This window comes from Burkholderia ubonensis subsp. mesacidophila (genome assembly GCF_002097715.1).
GTDB lineage: Bacteria > Pseudomonadota > Gammaproteobacteria > Burkholderiales > Burkholderiaceae > Burkholderia > Burkholderia mesacidophila.
On record NZ_CP020737.1, the window covers coordinates 2,748,933 to 2,768,633 of the forward strand.

The window sequence follows — 19,701 nt, forward strand, 5'->3', positions numbered from 1 at the left end:
ATTGCAGCCAGGACACCGCCCCTAGCGCGCGGCCCGAACACGGCCGGCCATCGCGACGAGCGCATCGACGTGCGACTGCACGCTCACGTCGTACAACACGGCACCCTGCGCGATCTCGGCAGGCGCGGTCCGCGGTGCGCGGGCCGCCGCCTCGAGCGCGCGCTGGAGGTCGCTTGCATCGCCAGCGGCAAATACGAACTTCGCATGCTCGGCGATCGCGTCGCAACAGCCGATATTCGACGCAAATATCACCGGCGTTCCGCACAGTACGGATTCGATGCCGACGAGCCCGAACGGCTCGTAGAGCGACGCGAGCACGCTGAAATCCGCTGCGCGGTAGCAATGCTCGATGTCCTTCACGTAGCCGATGTACCGCACACGCGGGTCGTCGGACTTCGCGGGTCTTCCGGCCACCGCCACCACGAGCGGTGCGTCGATATTCCGCAAGGCGGCCTCGATGAGCGGCAATCCCTTGCGCGCATGGCTGCTCGATGCGAACAGCAGCACGATTTCATGGTCGGCGAAGCCGAATCGCTGGCGCAAGGCACGTCGCGTCGCGTCGTCGCACGGCTTGAAGCGCGTGGCGTCGACCGGCGGAAACAGCACCTCGATCTTCTCGTCGGGTACGTCATACAGCGTGCGCAGCTCGTCGCGCATTTGCATCGAATGCGCGACCACGATGTCGGCATGAGCATATTGCCGGCTTTCCAGCGCGATCTGGCGCCGGTCGGACCAGGCTTGCTCGCGACCCATCGCTTGCAGGAAGCCGCGATGCGTACCACCGCAGATCGCAATTTCCGATGTGTCGACGCGATTGCAGCCAATCAGCACATCGACATGTGCCGAACGACGCAGTGAGCCGATCCGCCACGAAAACCATGCATCGCGCAACTTGCCGGGCAGGAACGCGACGTTGATCCGGTGCGGGTCGACCAGCCGGTATTCGGGCAACGACGTGTCGAAACGCCGCGCGAAGAAGGCGGGGCGGATGCCGCGCTCGGCAACGCCACAAACCAGATCCATCGCGTACCGCTCGAGCCCGCCGCCGTGCTTCAGTGCGTTCGCGGAAATGCCAATCTTCATCGTGAAATCAGTAAACCAGGTCGACCGAGCCTTGACCGAACGCCGCGCGCAACTCCGCGAGCAGCGTGTCGCTCGGCTTCACGCGCCACGCTTCGCCAAGGCGCATCTCGCCTTGCGCACGCGCATTGCTGTAGTGGATCTGGACCGCGAGCCCGTTGGGCAGCGGCGCTTGCTGCCGGCGGCCGCCGTCGCGCCCGCCGCCGCGCGGCGCGGGTGCTTCGACGACGTTCGCCGCGGCCGGATCGGCCTTCGACACGTGCGGCTCGAGCACGCGACGCAGCACGGCTGCGTCCGCACTGCCGTTCACCGTCAACCGCACCGCCTGCGCATAGCGGCTGCGCGCGCGCGAGAGATCCATCACCGTATCGGCCGTGAAGCGAATGCCGCCCGTGAACGCGTCGTTGCGCGCCTGCCCCTGCACGATCAGCAGCTCGTCTTCCTTGAACAGTGCCTTGTTCGCCTCGAACTGCTCGTTGAAGATCGTGATCTCGCACTGGCCCGTGCCGTCGTCGAGCAGCGCGATCAGCATCTTGCCGCGCTGGGTCATCTGCGTGCGCAGCGACGCGATGATGCCGGCAACGACCTTGTCGCGCCCTTCCTTCAGCTCGCCGACCTTCTGGCGCACGAAACGGCGCACCTCGTCGCGATACGCATCGAACAGGTGACCGGACAGGTAGAAGCCGAGCGCGCCCTTCTCCTCCTGCAGGCGGCGCTTGTCGTCCCAGGCCGGCTCGTCGACGAGCGCATGCGCGTGCGGCGACTCGGCGCCCATGTCGAACAGGCCCGCCTGCATCGCGTTCGCCGCGGCCTGGTCGGCCGCTTCCATCGCGAGCGGCACCGACGCGAGCAGTTGCGCGCGGTTCGCGGTCAGCGAATCGAACGCGCCGGCGCGAATCAGCGCCTCGATCGTGCGGCGGTTCACGACGCGCCGGTCGATCCGTTCGCAGAAATCGAACAGGTCGGTGAACGGCTTCTCCTCGCGCGCGCGCAAGATTTCCTCGATCGCGTTCTGGCCGCTGCCCTTCACCGCGCCGAGCCCGTAGCGGATCGTGCGCGAGCGCTTGCCGTCGGCTTCCGCGACCGGCTCGAACCGGTAATGCGACTGGTTGATGTCCGGCGGCAGCACGGCCAGGCTGTTCACGACGCAATCGTCGAACAGGATCTTCACCTTGTCGGTGTCGTCCATCGCGAGCGTCATGTTGGCCGCCATGAATTCGGCCGGATGGTGCGCCTTCAGCCACGCGGTGTAGTACGCGAGCAGCGCGTAGGCCGCCGCGTGCGACTTGTTGAAGCCGTAGCCCGCGAACTTCTCCATCAGGTCGAAGATCTCGTCGGACTTCTCGCGGGCCAGGCCGTTCTTCGCGGCGCCCGCGGCGAAGATCTCGCGATGCTCGGCCATCTCCTCGGCCTTCTTCTTGCCCATCGCGCGGCGCAGCAAGTCCGCGCCGCCGAGCGAGTAGCCGCCGATGATCTGCGCCATCTGCATCACCTGCTCCTGATAGACCATGATGCCGTAGGTCTCTTTCAGGACGGGCTCGACGCGCGGATCCGGATAGTCCACCTTCTCGCGGCCGTGCTTGCGCGCACAGAAGCTCGGGATCAGGTCCATCGGGCCCGGACGGTACAACGACACGAGTGCGATGATGTCCTCGAAGCGGTCCGGCTGCGCGTCCTTCAGCATGCCCTGCATGCCGCGGCTTTCCAGCTGGAACACGGCGACCGTGTTGGCCTTCTTGAGGATCTGGAACGACGCGGCATCGTCAAGCGGCACCTGCGCGAGCGACCAGTCGGCCTTCGACGGATCGAGACGGCGGATATAGCGCTCCGCCCAGTCGAGGATCGTCAGCGTCGTGAGGCCCAGAAAGTCGAACTTCACGAGGCCGACCGCTTCGACGTCGTCCTTGTCGTACTGGCTGACGACGCCGCCGTCGTCGCCCTGCGTGTAGAGCGGGCAGAAATCGGTCAGCTTGCCGGGCGCGATCAGCACGCCGCCCGCGTGCATCCCGACGTTGCGCGTCAGGCCTTCGACGCGCTGCGCGAGGTCGAGCAGCTGGTGGACTTCGTCCTCATGGTCGTAGCGCTCCTGGAGCTGCGGCTCCTCCTTCATCGCGTCGGCGATCGTCACGTGCTTGCCCGGCTTGAACGGGATCAGCTTCGCGACGCCGTCGGTGAACATGTAGCCGAGGTCGAGCACGCGGCCGATGTCGCGCACGGCCGCCTTCGCGGCCATCGTGCCGAACGTGGCGATCTGCGACACCGCGTCCGCGCCGTACTTTTCCTTCACGTACTGGATCACGCGATCGCGGCCGTGCTGGCAGAAGTCGATGTCGAAGTCGGGCATCGACACCCGCTCCGGGTTCAGGAAGCGCTCGAACAGCAGGTTGTAGCGCAGCGGATCGAGGTCGGTAATACCGAGCGCGTAGGCAACGAGCGAACCCGCGCCCGAACCCCGCCCGGGGCCGACCGGCACGCCGTTGTTCTTCGCCCAGTTGATGAAGTCGGCAACGATCAGGAAGTAGCCCGGGAAGCCCATCTTCGTGATGGTCCCGCACTCGAATTCGAGCCGCTTGTAATACGTGTCGCGCTGCGCGTCGCGCTCGGCTTCGTCCGGATACAGCTGCACGAGGCGCTTCTCGAGCCCCTCCTTCGACAGCTGGATCAGGTAGTCGTCGAGCGACATGCCGTCCGGCGTCGGGAACAGCGGCAGCTTCGGCTTGCCGAGCTCGAGCGTCAGGTTGCAGCGCTTCGCGACCTCGACGGTGTTCGCGACCGCGGACGGCAGGTCGGCGAACAGCGCGACCATGTCGTCCTGCGTGCGGAAGTACTGGTCGGTCGTGAAGCGCTTCTGGCGCCGCGGATTCGCGAGGATGTCGCCTTCCGAAATGCACACGCGCGCCTCGTGCGCGGTGAAATCGTCGTCGGTCATGAACTGCGTCGGATGCGTCGCGACGACCGGCAGCTTCAGCGCCGCGGCGAGCGTCGCCGCCTGCTGGATGTACGCTTCGGCGCCCGGCTGGCCGTAGCGCTGCAGTTCGATGTAGAAGCCGCCCGGGAACACCTTCGCCCAGCGCTGCGCGTGACGGCGCGCGGCCTCCTCGTTGCCGGCCGCGAGCGCGAGGCCGATGTCGCCCTGTTGCGCGCCCGACAGCGCGAGCAGGCCTTGCGCGAGCTCGCCGTCGAGCCAGCTCGCGTCGAGCTCCGCGCGGCCGCGGTATTGATTCGTAAGCCACGCCTTCGACAGCAGCTCGCACAGATTCAGGTAGCCGCACTTGTCCTTCACGAGCAGCAGCAGGCGCGACGGCTTGTCGCGATCGTCAGGATTGGCGATCCAGACGTCGCAGCCGGCGATCGGCTTGATGCCCTTGCCGCGGGCTTCCTTGTAGAAACGGACGAGGCCGAATGCATTGCCGAGATCGGTGAGGGCGAGCGCGCCCTGACCGTCCGCGGCTGCCGCCTTGACGACGTCGTCGAGGCGCACGATGCCGTCGGCAATCGAGAATTCGGAGTGAACGCGAAGATGGACGAAGCGGGGATCTGACATGGGCGCTATTGTAGCCGCCCCGCCGCGCAGGCCGCCCAAAAAATCCCCGCGCTGGCCGTCCGGCCGATGCCCGCGACCGTGCGCCGCGCCGTTGGCCAATCGGCAGAATGCCGGCCGATGCCCGGTTTGCGGGATAATACGGGTTTTCGAATCCGCCGCCCGGCTTCGCACCCTTTTTTGCGAGCCTCCGTGCGACCGTCGCACGGCCGCGGCCGCTCTCTCGTTCGACCACCATGAGTATCGTCAATCTCGCCGCCTACCACTTCGTGTCGCTCGACGCGACCGAACAATGGCGCCCGCTCGTCACCGCCCGCTGCAACGAACTCGGCCTGCGCGGCACGATCCTGCTCGCGCCGGAAGGCATCAACCTGTTCATCGCCGGCCCGCGCGAAGCGGCCGACGCGTTCATCGCCTACATCCGCCACGACCCGCTGTTCGAAGGCAAGTTCGCGACGCTGCAGTTCAAGGAAAGCCTGTCCGACTCGCAGCCGTTCCGCCGCATGCTCGTGCGCCTGAAGCGCGAGATCATCACGATGAAGAAGCCGGCGATCAAGCCGGAACTCGGCCGCGCGCCGTTCGTCGACGCGCGCACGCTGAAGGCCTGGCTCGACCGCGGCCACGACGACGCGGGCCGCCCGGTCGTGATGCTCGACACGCGCAACGCGTTCGAGGTCGACGTCGGCACGTTCGACAACGCGCTCGACTACCGGATCGCCAAGTTCAGCGAATTCCCGGAAGTCATCGAAGCGAACCGCGCGGACCTCGAAGGCAAGACGATCGTGTCGTTCTGCACGGGCGGCATCCGTTGCGAGAAGGCGGCGATCCACATGAAGGACGTCGGCATCGACAACGTGTACCAGCTCGAAGGCGGCATCCTCAAGTATTTCGAGGAAGTCGGCGGCGCGCATTATCACGGCGACTGCTTCGTGTTCGACTATCGCACCGCGCTGAATCCGCAGCTCGAACCGACCGCGAACGTCACCTGCTTCGCGTGCCGCGCGGTCGTCACGCCGGAACAGCAGCAATCGCCGGCCTACGTGGCAGGCCAGTCCTGCCCGGCCTGCCTGAACGTCACCGGCGCCGCCAGCGCCGCGTAAGCGCATTCCGGCACGCCCATCGATGAACGGCTATCGCGGCCGCTTCGCGCCGTCGCCGACCGGGCCGCTGCATTTCGGCTCGCTCGTCGGCGCGCTCGCGAGCTGGCTCGACGCACGCGCGCACGGCGGCGCATGGCTCGTGCGCGTGGAGGACATCGACGGGCCGCGCACGGTGCCCGGCGCGGCCGAGGACATCCTCGCGACGCTCGCGCATTTCGGGATGACGCCGGACGAGCCGCCCGTCTGGCAGAGCGCACGCGAGACCGATTACGCGGCCGCGCTCGAGCGGCTCAAGGCGGCGGGGCTCGTCTATCCGTGCGGCTGCACGCGCAAGGAAATCGCCGATTCGCTGCGCGCCGCGCACGAGCGCCACACGACGCTCGCGTACCCGGGCACCTGCCGATCGGGCCTGCACGGCAAGCCCGCGCGCGCATGGCGGCTGCGCGTGCCGGACGGCGACGCCGCGATCGTCACGTTCGACGATCGCTGGCAGCACACGCAATCGCAGAATCTCGCCACCGAAGTCGGCGACTTCGTGCTGAAACGCGCGGACGGACAGTGGGCCTACCAGCTCGCGGTCGTCGTCGACGACGCCGACGTTGGCATCACGCACGTCGTGCGCGGCGCCGACCTGCTCGACTCGACCGCGCGGCAGATCTACCTGCAGCGCTGCCTCGGCGTGCCGACGCCGTCGTACTTGCACGTGCCGGTCGTCGTCGACGCGAGCGGCGAGAAACTCAGCAAGCAGACCGGCGCGATCGCGCTCGAACGCGACGATCCGCTGCCCGCGCTGCAAGCCGCGGCCGCCCATCTCGGGTTGGCGCCCGACCACGGCGAATTGCCGGGCGCGACGCTCGACGCGTTCTATGCGGCGGCGACGGCCACATGGGCGCGGCGCTTCGGGTCGCAGGCTGGCTAGCGTTCCGCCATCGTCCGCGCACAAACGCGGGCATCGCCCGCTTGCCGGAATCGATCCGGCACGATTCTCGGCGACTCAGGGCCGGCTGCGCGCCGCCCTATCGCATCCCATCCGACCCCGCAAATGAAAAACGGGTGCATGCAGCTCGCATGCACCCGGCTTGCTGCGACCTTCCGATCGCGGCCGACCGCTTATTACGTTTCCGCCGACGGCTTGCGCGGCATCCCGAACCCGCCGAGCAGCGCAGCCACCTGGCGCTTCGGGCCCTTTTTCTCGTGCTGCGCGGGCTGCGCCTCTTCCGGCTGCTTCACCGGCGCCGACGACTCGTATGGCTTCAGGAAGAAATCGTCGATCGGCGCCTCGTGGCGGCGATGATGGCCGCGCTCGGCGCCGGCCGAGCGACGCCCCGCCGCACCGCGATGCTCGTCGCGCTCGCGCCGGCCACCCCGTTCGCCGCCGCGCTCGCCACGCTCACCGCCGCGCTCGTCGTGACGATGCCGCGCCGGCTTGTCGAGCGCCAGCGTCTGTACCTCGAGCGGACGCTTGATCAGCTTCTCGATGTCGGCGAGTTGCTTGCGCTCGTTCGGGCTGCACAGCGACAGTGCATCGCCCGTCGCGCCCGCGCGGCCGGTGCGGCCGATCCGGTGCACGTAGTCTTCCGCGCTGAACGGCAGGTCGAAGTTGATCACGGCCGGCAGCTCGGCGATGTCGAGGCCGCGCGCGGCCACGTCGGTCGCGACGAGCGCCTCGATCTCGCCGCGCTTGAACGCGTCGAGCGCCTGCATCCGCTCGATCTGCGTCTTGTCGCCGTGGATCGCCGACGCGACCACGCCGTCGCGTTCGAGGTTGCGCGCGAGCCGGCTTGCGCCGATCTTGCTGTTGCAGAACACGATCACCTGCTTGAGCCCGCGATCGCGCAGCAGCTGCACGACGGCGGCCTGCTTGTCGCCCTCGGCGACGTCGTAGACGATCTGCGTGACGTTCGCGTTCGTCGAGTTGCTGCGCGCGACCTCGATCGTCTGCGGGTTGCGCAGGTAGGTCGACGCGAGCTTCTTGATTTCCGGCGAGAACGTCGCCGAGAACAGCAGCGTCTGGCGCTCCTTCGGCAGCAGGTTCAGGATCCGCTGCAGGTCCGGCAGGAAGCCCATGTCGAGCATCCGGTCGGCCTCGTCGAGCACGAGCATCTGCACCTGCCCGAGGTTCGCAGTCTTCTGCTGCACGTGGTCGAGCAGGCGGCCCGGCGTCGCGATCAGGATCTCGACGCCGCGGCGCAGCTCGGCCATCTGCGGATTCATGTCGACGCCGCCGAACACGACCGCGCTGCGCAGCGGCGTGTGCTTGCCGTACGCATGCACGTTCGCGGCGACCTGGTCGGCGAGCTCGCGGGTCGGTGTGAGGATCAGCGCGCGCACCGGATGGCGGGCAGGCGACGCGCTCGTGTTGGCCTGCGGCAGCAGGCGCTGGAGGATCGGCAGCGAGAAGCTCGCGGTCTTGCCGGTACCCGTTTGCGCGGCGCCCATGACGTCGCGGCCGGCGAGCACGACCGGAATCGCCTGCGCCTGGATCGGCGTCGGCGTCGTATAGCCCTGCTCCGCAATGGCTTTCAGGATATCGGCGGCAAGGCCGAATTGATCGAAGGTTGCGTCGACAGGCTTGGCGACAGAATCGGACATGGTGGCGTTTCGCTCAAAAGGCGCGGCGGGGACATCACGCGTCAGCTCGGCCCGGCGGGCGCGCTGCGCAAATCACATTTCGGAAGTAGACGGAGCCGCGGCGCGCCGCGCGGCGCCGCTCTGGCGCGATGGACCGTATAGGCCCAGGGCCGTGCGGACTCCGTCCGGCGCGAATGCCGGCGGAAAGGGTCGTATTGTAGCACTGCGCGGCGACGTGTCCGTGACAGCCCTGCGCAGCGGTCAAACCCGGTGCTCGATCCCGGCGTTCGACCGCTGTGGCCGCAGCAGCGGTCCGCGAGCAGGTTCGGTCCGAATTCAGCCGGAAACCTGCCCTTGCGCACCGCCCTCGCGGGTCACCCCTTCTTCTTTTTCTTCTCGACCTGCACGCAGTCGGACAGCAGCGGCGGCGCCTTCTCGTCGGCGATCTCGTCGCGCAGCGTCGCCTCCTTGCCCTTGGTCCACCACGTATAGCGCCCGGCCTGGTAGCGCACGCCGGACGCCGACACGGTGTCGACGAACAGCAGCCGCTGGCCGTTGACCGGCACGAGCGCGAAGCTCTGGCCGTTGCCGGCGAGCCAGTACGACACGCGCACCGGCTGCTTCTGGTTCGCGCACTGGTAGACGGCGTTCTGGCGCGCGTCGGCGTCGATCTCCTCGACGGTCAGCTGCGCGGCATGCGCGGCGGAAACGGACAGTCCGGCCAGCGCGAGCGCGGCGAGGGTTTGACGAATCATGCGGCTCCTCTCACGAGACGTGGTGACAAGCGCGCCCGTGCAGGCGCGCCGGTGTTCGTTATCCGGGATCGGCGGCGTCAGCGCGCGGAAGCGGAGAAAACGGGCTTGACGGCCGCGGCGGCGCGCTTCGCGCGGTCGCGGGCTTCGTCGATGTCGGCGCCGGTCGCGAGCGCGACGCCCATGCGCCGCTTCGCGAAGCTCTCCGGCTTGCCGAACAGGCGCAGGTCGGTGCCCGGCACCGCCAGCGCGTCGCGCACGCCCTCGAACGCGATGCCGCGCTCGTCGAGCCCGCCGTAGATCACCGCCGAGGCGGCCGGCGAGCCGAGCGTCGGGTCGACCGGCAGGCCGAGGATCGCGCGCGCGTGCAGCTCGAATTCCGACTGGCGCTGCGACGCGAGCGTGACGAGGCCCGTGTCGTGCGGCCGCGGGCTCACTTCGGAGAACCAGACCTCGTCGCCGCGCACGAACAGCTCGACGCCGAACAGCCCGCGCCCGCCGAGCGCCTCGGTCACCTTGTGCGCAATCTCGCGCGAGCGCGCGAGCGCCGCCGCGGACATCGGCTGCGGCTGCCACGACTCGACGTAGTCGCCCGCGACCTGCACGTGGCCGACCGGCTCGCAGAAATAGGTCTGCGTGCCGCCGCTGGCCGGATCGATCGCGCGCACCGTGAGCTGCGTGATCTCGTAGTCGAAATCCACGAAGCCCTCGACGATCACGCGCCCGTGATTCACGCGCCCGCCCGCCAACGCGTACTGCCACGCGGGCTCGACGTCCGCTTCGCTGCGCACGACCGACTGCCCCTTGCCCGACGACGACATGACGGGCTTCACGACGCACGGCATGCCGATCTTCGCGACGGCGGCCCTGAACTCGTCGAACGACTGCGCGAACGCGTACGGCGACGTCGGCAGGCCCAGTTCCTCGGCGGCGAGCCGGCGAATGCCCTCGCGGTTCATCGTGAGCTGGGTCGCGCGCGCGGTCGGGATCACCTCGGCGACGCCCGCCGCTTCGATCGCCGCGAGCGCGTCGGTCGCGATCGCCTCGATCTCGGGGACGATCAGGTGCGGACGCTCGGCCTCGACGAGCGCGCGCAGCGCGTCGGCGTCGGTCATGTCGATCACGTGCGCGCGGTGCGCGACCTGGTGCCCGGGCGCGCCCGGATAGCGGTCGACCGCGATCACCTCGACGCCGAGCCGCTGCAACGCGATGATGACTTCCTTGCCGAGTTCGCCGGCGCCGAGCAGCATGACGCGCGTGGCCGAGGGCGAAAGCGGCGTACCGAGCCGCTGACCGATCTGCATGTGATTTCCCGCTTCTGGTTGGAGGTCGAAAACGACTGCGATGCTAACACGCGCATCGGCGCCGGTCCGGCCGCGTTTCGGCTGGTTCCGCGCCGCCGCGCGCGATGCGCCGGCGGGCCGAGAACGTTTTCGTGCGTGGACAGTCGCCTCGCCTGACGCGACGGGAGTGCGTTACTCTTACGCCTTGTTCAGAACACGATGATGAGGAACGAGGCTCATGTCCCAACCGATCGCAGCCGCACGCACGCGCACCCGCCTGTTTCGCCCGTTGCGCGCGCCGCTCTGCGCTTTGACGCTTGCCACGCTTCTCGCTGCCTGCTCGATGCCGACCCACCCCGACGCCGACGCCCCCGCGCCCGACCCGTTCAATCCCGCCGCCGTCCAGCTGCTCGACGACACGAGCTGGGAACTCACCGGCTGGCAGAACGCCGACGGCACGCCGCGCACGGTCCCGCACGGCGACAACGGCGAACCGCTCAAGCTCGCGCTGTCCACCGAATCCGGCGTGCGCCGCGCGAGCGGCTTTTCCGGCTGCAACCGCTACATGGGCACCTACGACGTGAAGAACGGCGTGCTGAGCTTCGGCCCCCTCGCGGGCACGCGGATGGCCTGCGCCGGCACGCTCGGCGGCCAGCTCGAACGCGCGTATCTCGACGCGCTCGCGCATGTCGCCAAGGCCGGCGTGCAGATGCGCGCGCCGCAGCGGCTGCTGCTCGTGACCGACGGCGGCGCGACACTGACCTTCACGCGCCGCGGCCCGTAATGTTGCGGCCCGCGTGGGAGGCGTCCGGCTGACCGCGTCCCGCCGCGCGCGTCGTCGCGCACGCGCCTCCCGCGGCGGCGCGTTTGATCGTCTTTTAAAGTCTCCTGCATCGTCAGCCGGTTAAACTCGGCGGGTCGCGCACCGCGCTCCCCGCTCCACTCCTGTTTCAAAGCATGCACACGGTTGTCCTCGGCTGGTTCGGCGTCTCCGCCGTCTGGTTCATCCCCCTCATCTGGCGCCTCGCGAAAGCGATGCTGCCCGGCAGCGGCGGGCTCGCCGGCAACGGCTCGATCCGGCTCTGGCTCGGCTTCGCTTGCGTGTTCGTCGCGAGCTGCACGCTGACGAGCCCGTTGTCCGGCGCAGACGCCAACCTGCTCGGCCATGCGCTGTCGGCCGGCTTCGAGCGCGTGCTCGGCCACATCGGCACGCCGCTCGCAATGGTCGTGCTGTTCTTTGCGGGGCTGCCCTGGCTGACCGGCGTCGGCTGGCAGCGCGTCGCCGCGTGGCTCGACACGTCGTTCGGGCTGCGGCTCTCGCGCAACGGCGACGACGATGCCCGCGGCGTCGCCGACCTGCCGCGCAGCGCGCTGCATCGCGACGACGAGCGCCGCGTGCGCCGCGCCGGCGACGTCCAGCCGACCACCGCACACACCGTCAACTCGATGGCGCCGCGGCAGAACGGCCGGTTTTCGCGCCCGACGCTCTGGAAGCCCGATCCGCAAGCACGCCCGAAACCGCGCGGCCAGATGGCCCCCCGGCCGCACACCGAACCGGTTGCGCCCACCGGCTGGCTGAAGCCCTCGCCGACGAGCCGGCCGGCCGCGACGCCCGCGTCGGGCGCGGCAAGCCCGGCGAAGCCCGCCACGACCGCCGGCACGGTTGGCGCGGCGGCTCCCGCACGTCCCGCGGCCAACGTCCAGTCGCCGCGCCCCGCACCGGCCCCGCTCGAGCTCGAACCGGCCCGCCCCCGGCCGACGCCGACACCGGCGGCGCCCGCGCGCCCTGTCGTGGCGCCCCGGCAGCCGGTCGCGCCCCGCCCGACCGGTGCGGCGCCGGCACGGCCGCTGGCGCGCCCGCCCGCCGCGACGACGACCGCCCCCGTGCCGCCCGCCGCGCCACGCCAGCGACCGGCCGCGCCTGCGCGCGCGCCGCTTTACGCATGGACCGAGAAGCCCGCGACGCCGATTACCCCCGCGCCGAGCGTCCACGAAACGCTGCGTTCAATCGAGGCCAGCACCGCGCAATGGGCGTCGCTGGCCAACGCGACGCCGGCTGAAGCCGCGCACGCGGCAGCGCCGCTGGCTGGCGCTGCGGCGGCAGCAAGCGCCGCTGCGTCGATGTGGCCGGCGGCGTCTACCGGGCCGGTTTCCGTGCCGCCCGCGGTGGAAACGGACGGAGCCGCCCGCATTGCCGACGCCCTCTCGGCGGGCATCGGCCACGACGATGCCATCGTGCTACCTGCGTTCGCGCCGGCCGACGCCGCCGCTCCAGAGATCCGGCCTGAAGCGCATGCCATCGTGACAGCCGGCGCCGAAGCACCGGCACCGGAACCAACGGTCGACGAAGCGCCGGACGCCATTGCTGCAGTGACCGATGCCGCTGCCGATACGCCGATCATTGCGGGCCCGGGCGACGCTGCTCAGGAAGTCGAGGCCGGCGCCGCGACGACACCCGATACGCGATCCGTGCCGCATGCCGACGCCCCGATCGACCTCGCCCCGTGGGAAGACATTGCCGGGATACAAACGGCCAGCGCAGTGCCTGCCGACGCGCCTGCGATCGGGACGCCGCCGCTTGCGCCGCAAGCCGACGCCGCCACGACGCCGGCCGGGGAAATCGACGCGCACCTTCAGCCGGCCGAATGGGCCGAGGCCGCGCAGTCGGCAATCGAAGCCGCTCCCGAAGTCCTCGTCGAAACCGCTGCAGTCGCGCGCAACGCCGATGCCGCCGGGGCCGATACGTTCGCGCAGGTCGACGTGACGAACGTCGCCGCAGACGCGTCCCCGTTCGCCGCCGCGCCGCTCCCGAAGCCGGCAACGGTCGAAGCGGGCACCGTAACGCCTGCGTCGGCCGCAAACGTCACCGCGCCGTCAATTGCCGAAGCGACGCGTACCGAATCCGTCACCGCACCGAATGTCTCCGCATCCGTTGCGACGATGCCCGCGGCAGAAACGACGACGCCGTCGCACATGTCCGGCACGACGGCGCAACCGACCGGTACGCCCGCCGCGGCCGCTCCGTCGCCTGTCGCAACGGATGACGCGTCCGCGGTCGAACCGGTCGCGCTCGTGGCTACTGCGGCTGCGCCTGCAATGCCCGCGAGCCTGGACGATACCGACAGCGCAGCGACGTCCGCGACTGCCGACGCGGCTATCCCCTCTTCCATGGCGGCCGAACCCGCCGTGACGCCGGCCCCGTCGCTCGCTTCACCGGCCGAGGAACCGGCGCCCGCCTCGCCCGCTTGGTCAACCGTGACGAATTCGCCCGTCGCAGGTGCAACCACGCAGCCGGCAAGCTCAAGTGCGGCGACACAAACGTCGGCACCGCCCACCGCGACCGGATGGACCGTCGTACCTGCCGTCCCGCCGACGACCGCTCAACCGACAACCGCAGCGCCCTCGCCGGTTGCCCCGGTCGTTTCGACGGCACCGGTGCTTTCGTCCTCGACGCCAGCCACGCCCTCGCCCTACGGCACGTCCGCCGCGCTTGCGATCCCCGACGAAGCCGGCCGGTCCGCGACGTTGGCCACGCCTGCGGCGACAACTTCCGCTCAAGCAACCCCGGCGGCGGCGGTTGCCGCAGTCGCCGCCGCTGCGCCCGCAGCTCAAGCTGCAACGATCGCCGTTCCGGCTTTCGTCGCGGTGCCTGCCGCCACAATCGGCGGCATGTCGGCGCTCGTGACGCCCGCTGCAGCACTCGAAGCCGCTGCCACGGCAACCGTCACTCCCGCACAGCCGGCGCCGACGGCTGCCACTCCGATGCCCATTGCTACGCCTGCCGCCGGAATCGGCGGCACGTCGACAGTGACGACGTCTGCGGCGACGACTGCCACTCCAACGCCGGTCGCAGCGCCCACTGCGGCAATCGCCACTCCCGCAGCGCCGGCATCAACCGCTACCGCTCCGGCCGCCGCTGCTGCGCCTGCCGCTGCATTCGTCGAAGCGGCACTGACAACGCCCACGGCGGCGACCGCCACTCCGACGCACGTTGCGGTGCCCGCTGCCACGGCACTCTCCACGCCCGCAGCGCCGGCATCAACCGCTACCGTTCCGGCCGTCGCTGCTGCGCCTGCCGCTGCATTCGTCGAAGCGACACTGACAACGCCCACGGCGGCGACCGCCGCTCCGACGCACGTTGCATTGCCCGCTGCCACGGCAATCTCCACGCCTGCAACGCCGGCAGCAACCGCTACCGTTCCGGCCGCCGCTGCATTCGTCGGCACGTCGACACTCGGAGCGCCCCCGGCAACAATCGCCGCGCAGACGCCCGATGCCGTCCCCGCCGCCGCACCGGGCGCCGCAGACGCCCCCGCCGCGCCGCCCCCGCCTCCACCGCGGCCGAACGCATTCGAATTCCACGCGCCGGCCACGTTCAACGTCGAGTTGCCGACGCTCGACCTGCTCGAACCGGCATCGGACGACGTCCAGACGATCTCCGAGGAACAGCTCGCCCAGACCGGCCAGGTGATCGAACAGCGCCTGCAGGAGTTCAAGGTGCCGGTGACGGTCGTCGGCGCGTCGGCCGGCCCGGTGATCACGCGCTTCGAGATCGAACCCGCGCTCGGCGTGCGCGGCAGCCAGATCGTCGGCCTGATGAAGGACCTGTCGCGCGGCCTCGGCCTCACGTCGATCCGCGTCGTCGAGACGATCCCCGGCAAGACCTGCATGGGCCTCGAGCTGCCGAACGCGAAACGCCAGATGATCCGCCTGTCGGAAATCCTCGCGTCGCGCCAGTACCAGCATTCCGCGTCGCAGCTCACGATCGCGATGGGCAAGGACATCACCGGCCATCCGGTCGTCACCGATCTCGCGAAGGCGCCGCACATGCTCGTCGCCGGCACGACGGGCTCGGGCAAGTCGGTCGCGATCAACGCAATGATCCTGTCGCTGCTGTACAAGGCGACGCCCGAGGACGTGCGGCTCATCATGATCGACCCGAAGATGCTCGAGCTGTCGGTCTACGAAGGCATCCCGCACCTGCTCGCGCCGGTCGTCACCGACATGAAGCTCGCCGCGAACGCGCTCACCTGGTGCGTCGGCGAGATGGAGAAGCGCTACCGGCTGATGTCGGCCGTCGGCGTGCGCAACCTCGCCGGCTTCAACCAGAAGATCCGCGACGCCGAAGCGAAGGAAAAGAAGATCGGCAACCCGTTCTCGCTGACGCCGGACGATCCCGAGCCGCTGTCGACGCTGCCGCTGATCGTCGTCGTGATCGACGAGCTCGCCGACCTGATGATGGTCGCCGGCAAGAAGATCGAGGAACTGATCGCCCGCCTCGCGCAGAAAGCGCGCGCGGCCGGCATCCACCTGATCCTCGCGACGCAGCGTCCGTCGGTCGACGTGATCACCGGCCTCATCAAGGCGAACATCCCGACCCGGGTCGCGTTCCAGGTGTCGTCGAAGATCGACTCGCGCACGATCCTCGACCAGATGGGCGCCGAATCGCTGCTCGGGATGGGCGACATGCTGTTCCTGCCGCCGGGCACCGGCTACCCGCAGCGCGTGCACGGCGCGTTCGTCGCCGACGAGGAAGTGCACCGGATCGTCGAGTACCTGAAGCAGTTCGGCGAGCCGCAATACGAGGAAGGGATTCTCGACGGCCCGACGTCGGAAGGCGCGGCGCAGGACCTGTTCGGCGACGCGCCGGACGCGGAGGCGGACCCGCTGTACGACGAGGCGGTCGCGTTCGTCGTGCGCACGCGCCGCGCGTCGATCTCGTCGGTGCAGCGGCAGCTGCGCATCGGCTACAACCGCGCCGCGCGCCTTGTCGAGCAGATGGAAGCGGCCGGGCTCGTGTCGCCGATGGGCATCAACGGTAGCCGCGAGGTGCTGGTGCCGGCCGCCGCCGAGTAACCGCGGCGCTCCGCCGCCTCGCACAAACACGAAGGGCGCTGCCTCCGCAGCGCCCTTCGTGCATCTACGGCGTCAAGCGTCTTACAGCACCGGAACGAGCTTGAAGTCGACCGGCTTGCCGACCGCGACCTTCTGCGGGTTCGCGTCGAGCTTGCCGGTTTCGGCATCGCGCCTGAACACGTAGAACGTGTCGCTGTCCTGGTTGCCGACGATCAGCCACTTGCCGGTCGGGTCGATCAGGAACTCGCGCGGCGTCTTGCCGAGGCTCGACTGCCGGCCGACCGTCTTCAGCCGGCCGTCGGCCGGGTTCACCGCGTAGATGACGATCTCGTTCGCGTCGCCGCGATTGCTCGCGTACAGGAAGCGGCCGTCCGGCGACAGGTGGATCGCCGCGCCGCCGACCTTGCCCTTGAAGCCGGGCGCAGCCATCGGCACGGTCTGGACCGGCGTCAGCTTGCCGTCCTGGTAGCCGAACACCTCGACCGCGGCATTCAGCTCGCTCGTCACGTACGCGTAGCGGCCGTTCGCGCCGAACACCATGTGGCGCGGGCCCGAACCCGCCTTCACGGGCGTGTAGCGCGTGTCGGTCGGGCTGATCAGGCCGCGGCTGCCGTCGACCGTGTAGCGATAGCCGAAGATCTTGTCCGCGCCGAGATCCTGCACGAACAGGTAGCGGCCGTCCGGCGAGAACACCGTCGAATGCACGTGCGCGCCGTCCTGGCGCCCCTTCACGGGCCCGGAGCCCTCGTGATGCACGGCCAGCGCGGCCTGGCCCACCGCGCCGTCCTCGCGCAGCGGAAACACCGCGAAACTGCCGCCCGGGTTGGCGGCGACCGAGTAGTTCGCGGTCACGAGGTACTTGCCGTCCGGCGACAGGCTCAGGTAGCAGGGATCGTTCCCTTCCGACGACACGCGGTCGATGAACGTCAGCGCGCCCGTCTTCGCGTCGAAGCGGAACGCGCTGATGCCGCCGCGCTGGCCGGCCGGACCGTTGTCGCCGGGCAACTCGTTGACCGCGTACACGGTGCGGCCGTCGCGGCTCGGCAAAAGGTACGACGGATTGACGGTCTTCGCCGACGACACCGGCGCGACGCTGCCCGTCTTCGTGTCGAAGCGGTACACGTAGATCCCGTCGCTGCCGCCGTCCGTGTAGGTGCCGACCAGCAGGTTGTAGACGCCGTCCGCGGGCGCCGTCGCGGACTGTTGCGCGAACGCATGGGTCGCGGATAAGGAAAGCACGATCGCGAAACCTTTCATCCAGTGAGCGAGCCTGAGCGGAAACCCTCGGGTCGAAGCGCGCGCGTCACGTACGCGTAAACGGTTGGGCATTGAATCCTCCTTGCATCGAGCCGCTTCAAGTGTTGATATGTGACGAAACGCCGGCCGTTGCGCGCTCCGCCGCCCGATCAAGTATACGGGGCGCGAAGCCGGGACGTGAAGCCCGGCTGCCGCCGTCCGGATAGTGAACGCGTAACAAGGATCGCCGCCCATGCCCGCCCTGATCGAAGACTACGCCCTCGTCGGCGACGGCCACACGGCCGCGCTGATCGCGAAAGACGGCTCCGTCGACTGGCTGTGCTGGCCCCGCTTCGATTCGGGCGCCTGTTTCGCGGCCCTCGTCGGCACGCCCGAGCACGGCCGCTGGCTGCTCGCGCCGGCGGCCGACGCCGCCGTCACGCACACCGCGCGCCGCTATCGCGGCGACACGCTGATACTCGAAACCGATTACGAGAGCGCCGACGGCGCCGTCACCGTGATCGACTTCATGCCGCCCGGCAACGGCTGGTCGGAGTTGGTGCGGATCGTCGTCGGCCGGCACGGCACGATGAAGATGCGCATGGAGCTCGTATTGCGCTTCGACTACGGCTTCTCGATTCCGTGGGTCACGCAGCTGTCGCGCGAGGACGGCGTGAAGGCGATCGCGGGGCCCGACACCGTCGTGCTGCGCACGAGCGTGCCACTTACCGGCAAGAACCTGCACACGCTCGCCGAATTCACGGTGAGCGCCGACGAGCGCGTACCGTTCTCGCTCGGCTACTCGCCGTCGCACCTGCGGCTGCCGCCCGCGCGCGACCCGCTGTCGATGCTCGCGCGCACCGAGAACTACTGGCTCGAGTGGTCGGGGCGCTGCCAGGTGCAGGGCCGCTACGCGGCCGCGGTGCGCCGCTCGCTGATCACGCTGAAGGCGCTCGCGTACGAGCCGACGGGCGGCATCGTCGCCGCGCCGACCACGTCGCTGCCCGAGAAGATCGGCGGCAACCGCAACTGGGACTACCGCTTCTGCTGGCTGCGCGACGCGACGATCACGCTGCTCGCGCTGATGCGCGGCGGCCACTACGACGAGGCGCGCGCGTGGCGTTCGTGGCTCGGCCGCGTGATGGCCGGCTCGCCCGAGCAGATCCAGATCATGTACGGGATCGCGGGCGAGCGCCGGCTGCCGGAAATGGAGCTCGACTGGCTGCCCGGATACCAGAATTCGAAACCCGTGCGGGTCGGCAACGGCGCCGCGAATCAGTTGCAGCTCGACGTATTCGGCGAAGTGATGGCGGCGCTGCACCTCGCGCGCGTGGGCGGCCTGCAGGCCGACGACACCGTGTGGTCGGTGCAGTGCACGCTGCTCGACCATCTCGAGAAGATCTGGCGGCAGCCCGACGAAGGCATCTGGGAAACGCGCGGCGGCCGCCGCCACTTCACGTTCTCGAAGGTGATGGCGTGGGTCGCGTTCGACCGCGCGATCAAGTCCGCGGAAATGTTCCGCCTGCCCGGCGCGCTCGACCGCTGGCGCGACCTGCGCGAGCAGATTCACGCGGACGTCTGCGCGAATGCGTGGCATGCGGACAAGCAGGCATTCACGCAGAGCTACGGCAGCGACGAGCTCGACGCGAGCGTGCTGCTGCTGCCGCTGCTCGGCTTCCTGCCGCCGGAGGATCCGCGCGTGGCCAGCACGGTCGACGCGATCGAGCGCGAATTGCTGCACGACGGCCTCGTGCTGCGCTACCGCACGACCGAATACGACGACGGCCTGCCGCCCGGCGAAGGCACGTTTCTCGCATGCAGCTTCTGGCTCGTCGACAGCTACGCGCTGCTCGGCCGCATCGACGAAGCGCACCGCCTGTTCAGCCGGCTGCTGTCGTTGTCGAACGACCTCGGGCTGCTCGCCGAGGAGTACGACCCGGTCGCGGGCCGCCTCGTCGGCAACTTCCCGCAGGCGTTCTCGCACGTCGCGCTCGTGCATACCGCGATGAACCTGATGCACCATGAAGAAGCAATGGCGCGCGCGGCCGGCCAGCCGGCGCCGGCGGTTGCAACCGGACGTTGACGCGGCCACCGGCGGCATTTCAGAGAACGTCAAATCGCAACAAATTCATGAAAAATCAGGGAAATGTTGCATTGCACCACCCCACGTTGTCCGATATGATCGTCGGCGATTGACCGGCTGCAGTGCAACATGGCCGATCGCTGACCCACACGGCGCGCCGCGACGCCCGACGTCGCGCACCGTCCCCCAAGCGGGAGTT

11 protein-coding genes and 2 pseudogenes are annotated in these 19,701 nt (G+C 69.3%); 6 read left to right on the top strand and 7 right to left on the bottom strand.

Annotation, left to right across the window (positions count from 1 at the left end; translation table 11 throughout):
* Window positions 1-21 precede the first annotated feature (21 nt).
* Window positions 22-1,083, bottom strand: a complete 1,062-nt coding sequence (locus B7P44_RS12875; RefSeq protein ID WP_084904685.1) for a glycosyltransferase family 4 protein — start codon at window positions 1,081-1,083, stop codon at window positions 22-24.
* A gap of 7 nt (window positions 1,084-1,090) precedes the next feature.
* Window positions 1,091-4,624 (bottom strand): DNA polymerase III subunit alpha, encoded by a 3,534-nt coding sequence (gene dnaE / locus B7P44_RS12880; RefSeq protein WP_084904688.1) that lies wholly within the window; start codon window positions 4,622-4,624, stop codon window positions 1,091-1,093.
* Between the two features lie 233 nt (window positions 4,625-4,857).
* On the opposite strand from dnaE, the gene B7P44_RS12885 reads away from it, so the two are divergent.
* Window positions 4,858-5,721: a sulfurtransferase gene (locus B7P44_RS12885; protein WP_084904691.1), complete on the top strand. Its 864-nt coding sequence runs from the start codon at window positions 4,858-4,860 to the stop codon at window positions 5,719-5,721.
* A gap of 22 nt (window positions 5,722-5,743) precedes the next feature.
* Window positions 5,744-6,640, top strand: coding sequence for a tRNA glutamyl-Q(34) synthetase GluQRS (gluQRS, locus tag B7P44_RS12890; protein WP_084904693.1), 897 nt, complete (start codon window positions 5,744-5,746; stop codon window positions 6,638-6,640).
* 194 nt (window positions 6,641-6,834) lie between these two features.
* Here gluQRS and B7P44_RS12895 read toward each other — a convergent pair whose 3' ends face one another.
* From B7P44_RS12895 to purT, 3 genes are all read right to left on the bottom strand, one after another.
* Window positions 6,835-8,313: a DEAD/DEAH box helicase gene (locus B7P44_RS12895; RefSeq protein WP_231716618.1), complete on the bottom strand. Its 1,479-nt coding sequence runs from the start codon at window positions 8,311-8,313 to the stop codon at window positions 6,835-6,837.
* Window positions 8,314-8,666: 353 nt separating this feature from the next.
* Entirely contained in the window at window positions 8,667-9,047 is a 381-nt protein-coding gene (locus B7P44_RS12905; RefSeq protein ID WP_084904696.1) for an MliC family protein, read from the bottom strand.
* Between the two features lie 77 nt (window positions 9,048-9,124).
* On the bottom strand, window positions 9,125-10,348 hold the full coding sequence (purT, locus tag B7P44_RS12910) for a formate-dependent phosphoribosylglycinamide formyltransferase (RefSeq protein WP_084904699.1): 1,224 nt from the start codon (window positions 10,346-10,348) through the stop codon (window positions 9,125-9,127).
* Between the two features lie 217 nt (window positions 10,349-10,565).
* Here purT and B7P44_RS12915 point away from each other — a divergent pair, with 217 nt between their 5' ends.
* The gene (locus B7P44_RS12915; RefSeq protein ID WP_084904702.1) at window positions 10,566-11,111 is read left to right on the top strand and encodes an META domain-containing protein; all 546 of its coding nucleotides are present in this window, start codon (window positions 10,566-10,568) and stop codon (window positions 11,109-11,111) included.
* A 173-nt stretch (window positions 11,112-11,284) separates the two neighbouring features.
* Window positions 11,285-12,436: pseudogene (locus tag B7P44_RS38040) on the top strand (DNA translocase FtsK); the annotation flags it as partial.
* A 524-nt stretch (window positions 12,437-12,960) separates the two neighbouring features.
* Here B7P44_RS38040 and B7P44_RS37930 read toward each other — a convergent pair.
* Window positions 12,961-13,614, bottom strand: a complete 654-nt coding sequence (locus B7P44_RS37930) for a hypothetical protein (RefSeq protein WP_206602329.1) — start codon at window positions 13,612-13,614, stop codon at window positions 12,961-12,963.
* 118 nt (window positions 13,615-13,732) lie between these two features.
* Between B7P44_RS37930 and B7P44_RS37935 the strand changes: the two are divergent.
* Window positions 13,733-16,183: pseudogene (locus B7P44_RS37935) on the top strand (DNA translocase FtsK); the annotation flags it as partial.
* Window positions 16,184-16,264: 81 nt separating this feature from the next.
* On the opposite strand, the gene B7P44_RS12925 reads toward B7P44_RS37935, so the two are convergent.
* Window positions 16,265-17,512: a lactonase family protein gene (locus tag B7P44_RS12925; protein WP_193834325.1), complete on the bottom strand. Its 1,248-nt coding sequence runs from the start codon at window positions 17,510-17,512 to the stop codon at window positions 16,265-16,267.
* 160 nt (window positions 17,513-17,672) lie between these two features.
* Between B7P44_RS12925 and B7P44_RS12935 the strand changes: the two genes are divergently transcribed.
* Window positions 17,673-19,502 (top strand): glycoside hydrolase family 15 protein, encoded by a 1,830-nt coding sequence (locus tag B7P44_RS12935; protein ID WP_084904711.1) that lies wholly within the window; start codon window positions 17,673-17,675, stop codon window positions 19,500-19,502.
* Window positions 19,503-19,701 lie beyond the last annotated feature (199 nt).

Excerpts from the sequence above, each read along its gene's own strand:
- B7P44_RS12895 (WP_231716618.1), bottom strand. The coding sequence starts at position 8,313 with ATGTCCGATTCTGTCGCCAAGCCTGTCGACGCAACCTTCGATCAATTC.
- B7P44_RS12925 (WP_193834325.1), bottom strand. The coding sequence starts at position 17,512 with ATGCCCAACCGTTTACGCGTACGTGACGCGCGCGCTTCGACCCGAGGG.
- purT (WP_084904699.1), bottom strand. The coding sequence starts at position 10,348 with ATGCAGATCGGTCAGCGGCTCGGTACGCCGCTTTCGCCCTCGGCCACG.
- B7P44_RS12875 (WP_084904685.1), bottom strand. The coding sequence starts at position 1,083 with ATGAAGATTGGCATTTCCGCGAACGCACTGAAGCACGGCGGCGGGCTC.
- dnaE (WP_084904688.1), bottom strand. The coding sequence starts at position 4,624 with ATGTCAGATCCCCGCTTCGTCCATCTTCGCGTTCACTCCGAATTCTCG.
- B7P44_RS12905 (WP_084904696.1), bottom strand. The coding sequence starts at position 9,047 with ATGATTCGTCAAACCCTCGCCGCGCTCGCGCTGGCCGGACTGTCCGTT.
- gluQRS (WP_084904693.1), top strand. The coding sequence starts at position 5,744 with ATGAACGGCTATCGCGGCCGCTTCGCGCCGTCGCCGACCGGGCCGCTG.
- B7P44_RS12885 (WP_084904691.1), top strand. The coding sequence starts at position 4,858 with ATGAGTATCGTCAATCTCGCCGCCTACCACTTCGTGTCGCTCGACGCG.
- B7P44_RS12915 (WP_084904702.1), top strand. The coding sequence starts at position 10,566 with ATGTCCCAACCGATCGCAGCCGCACGCACGCGCACCCGCCTGTTTCGC.
- B7P44_RS12935 (WP_084904711.1), top strand. The coding sequence starts at position 17,673 with ATGCCCGCCCTGATCGAAGACTACGCCCTCGTCGGCGACGGCCACACG.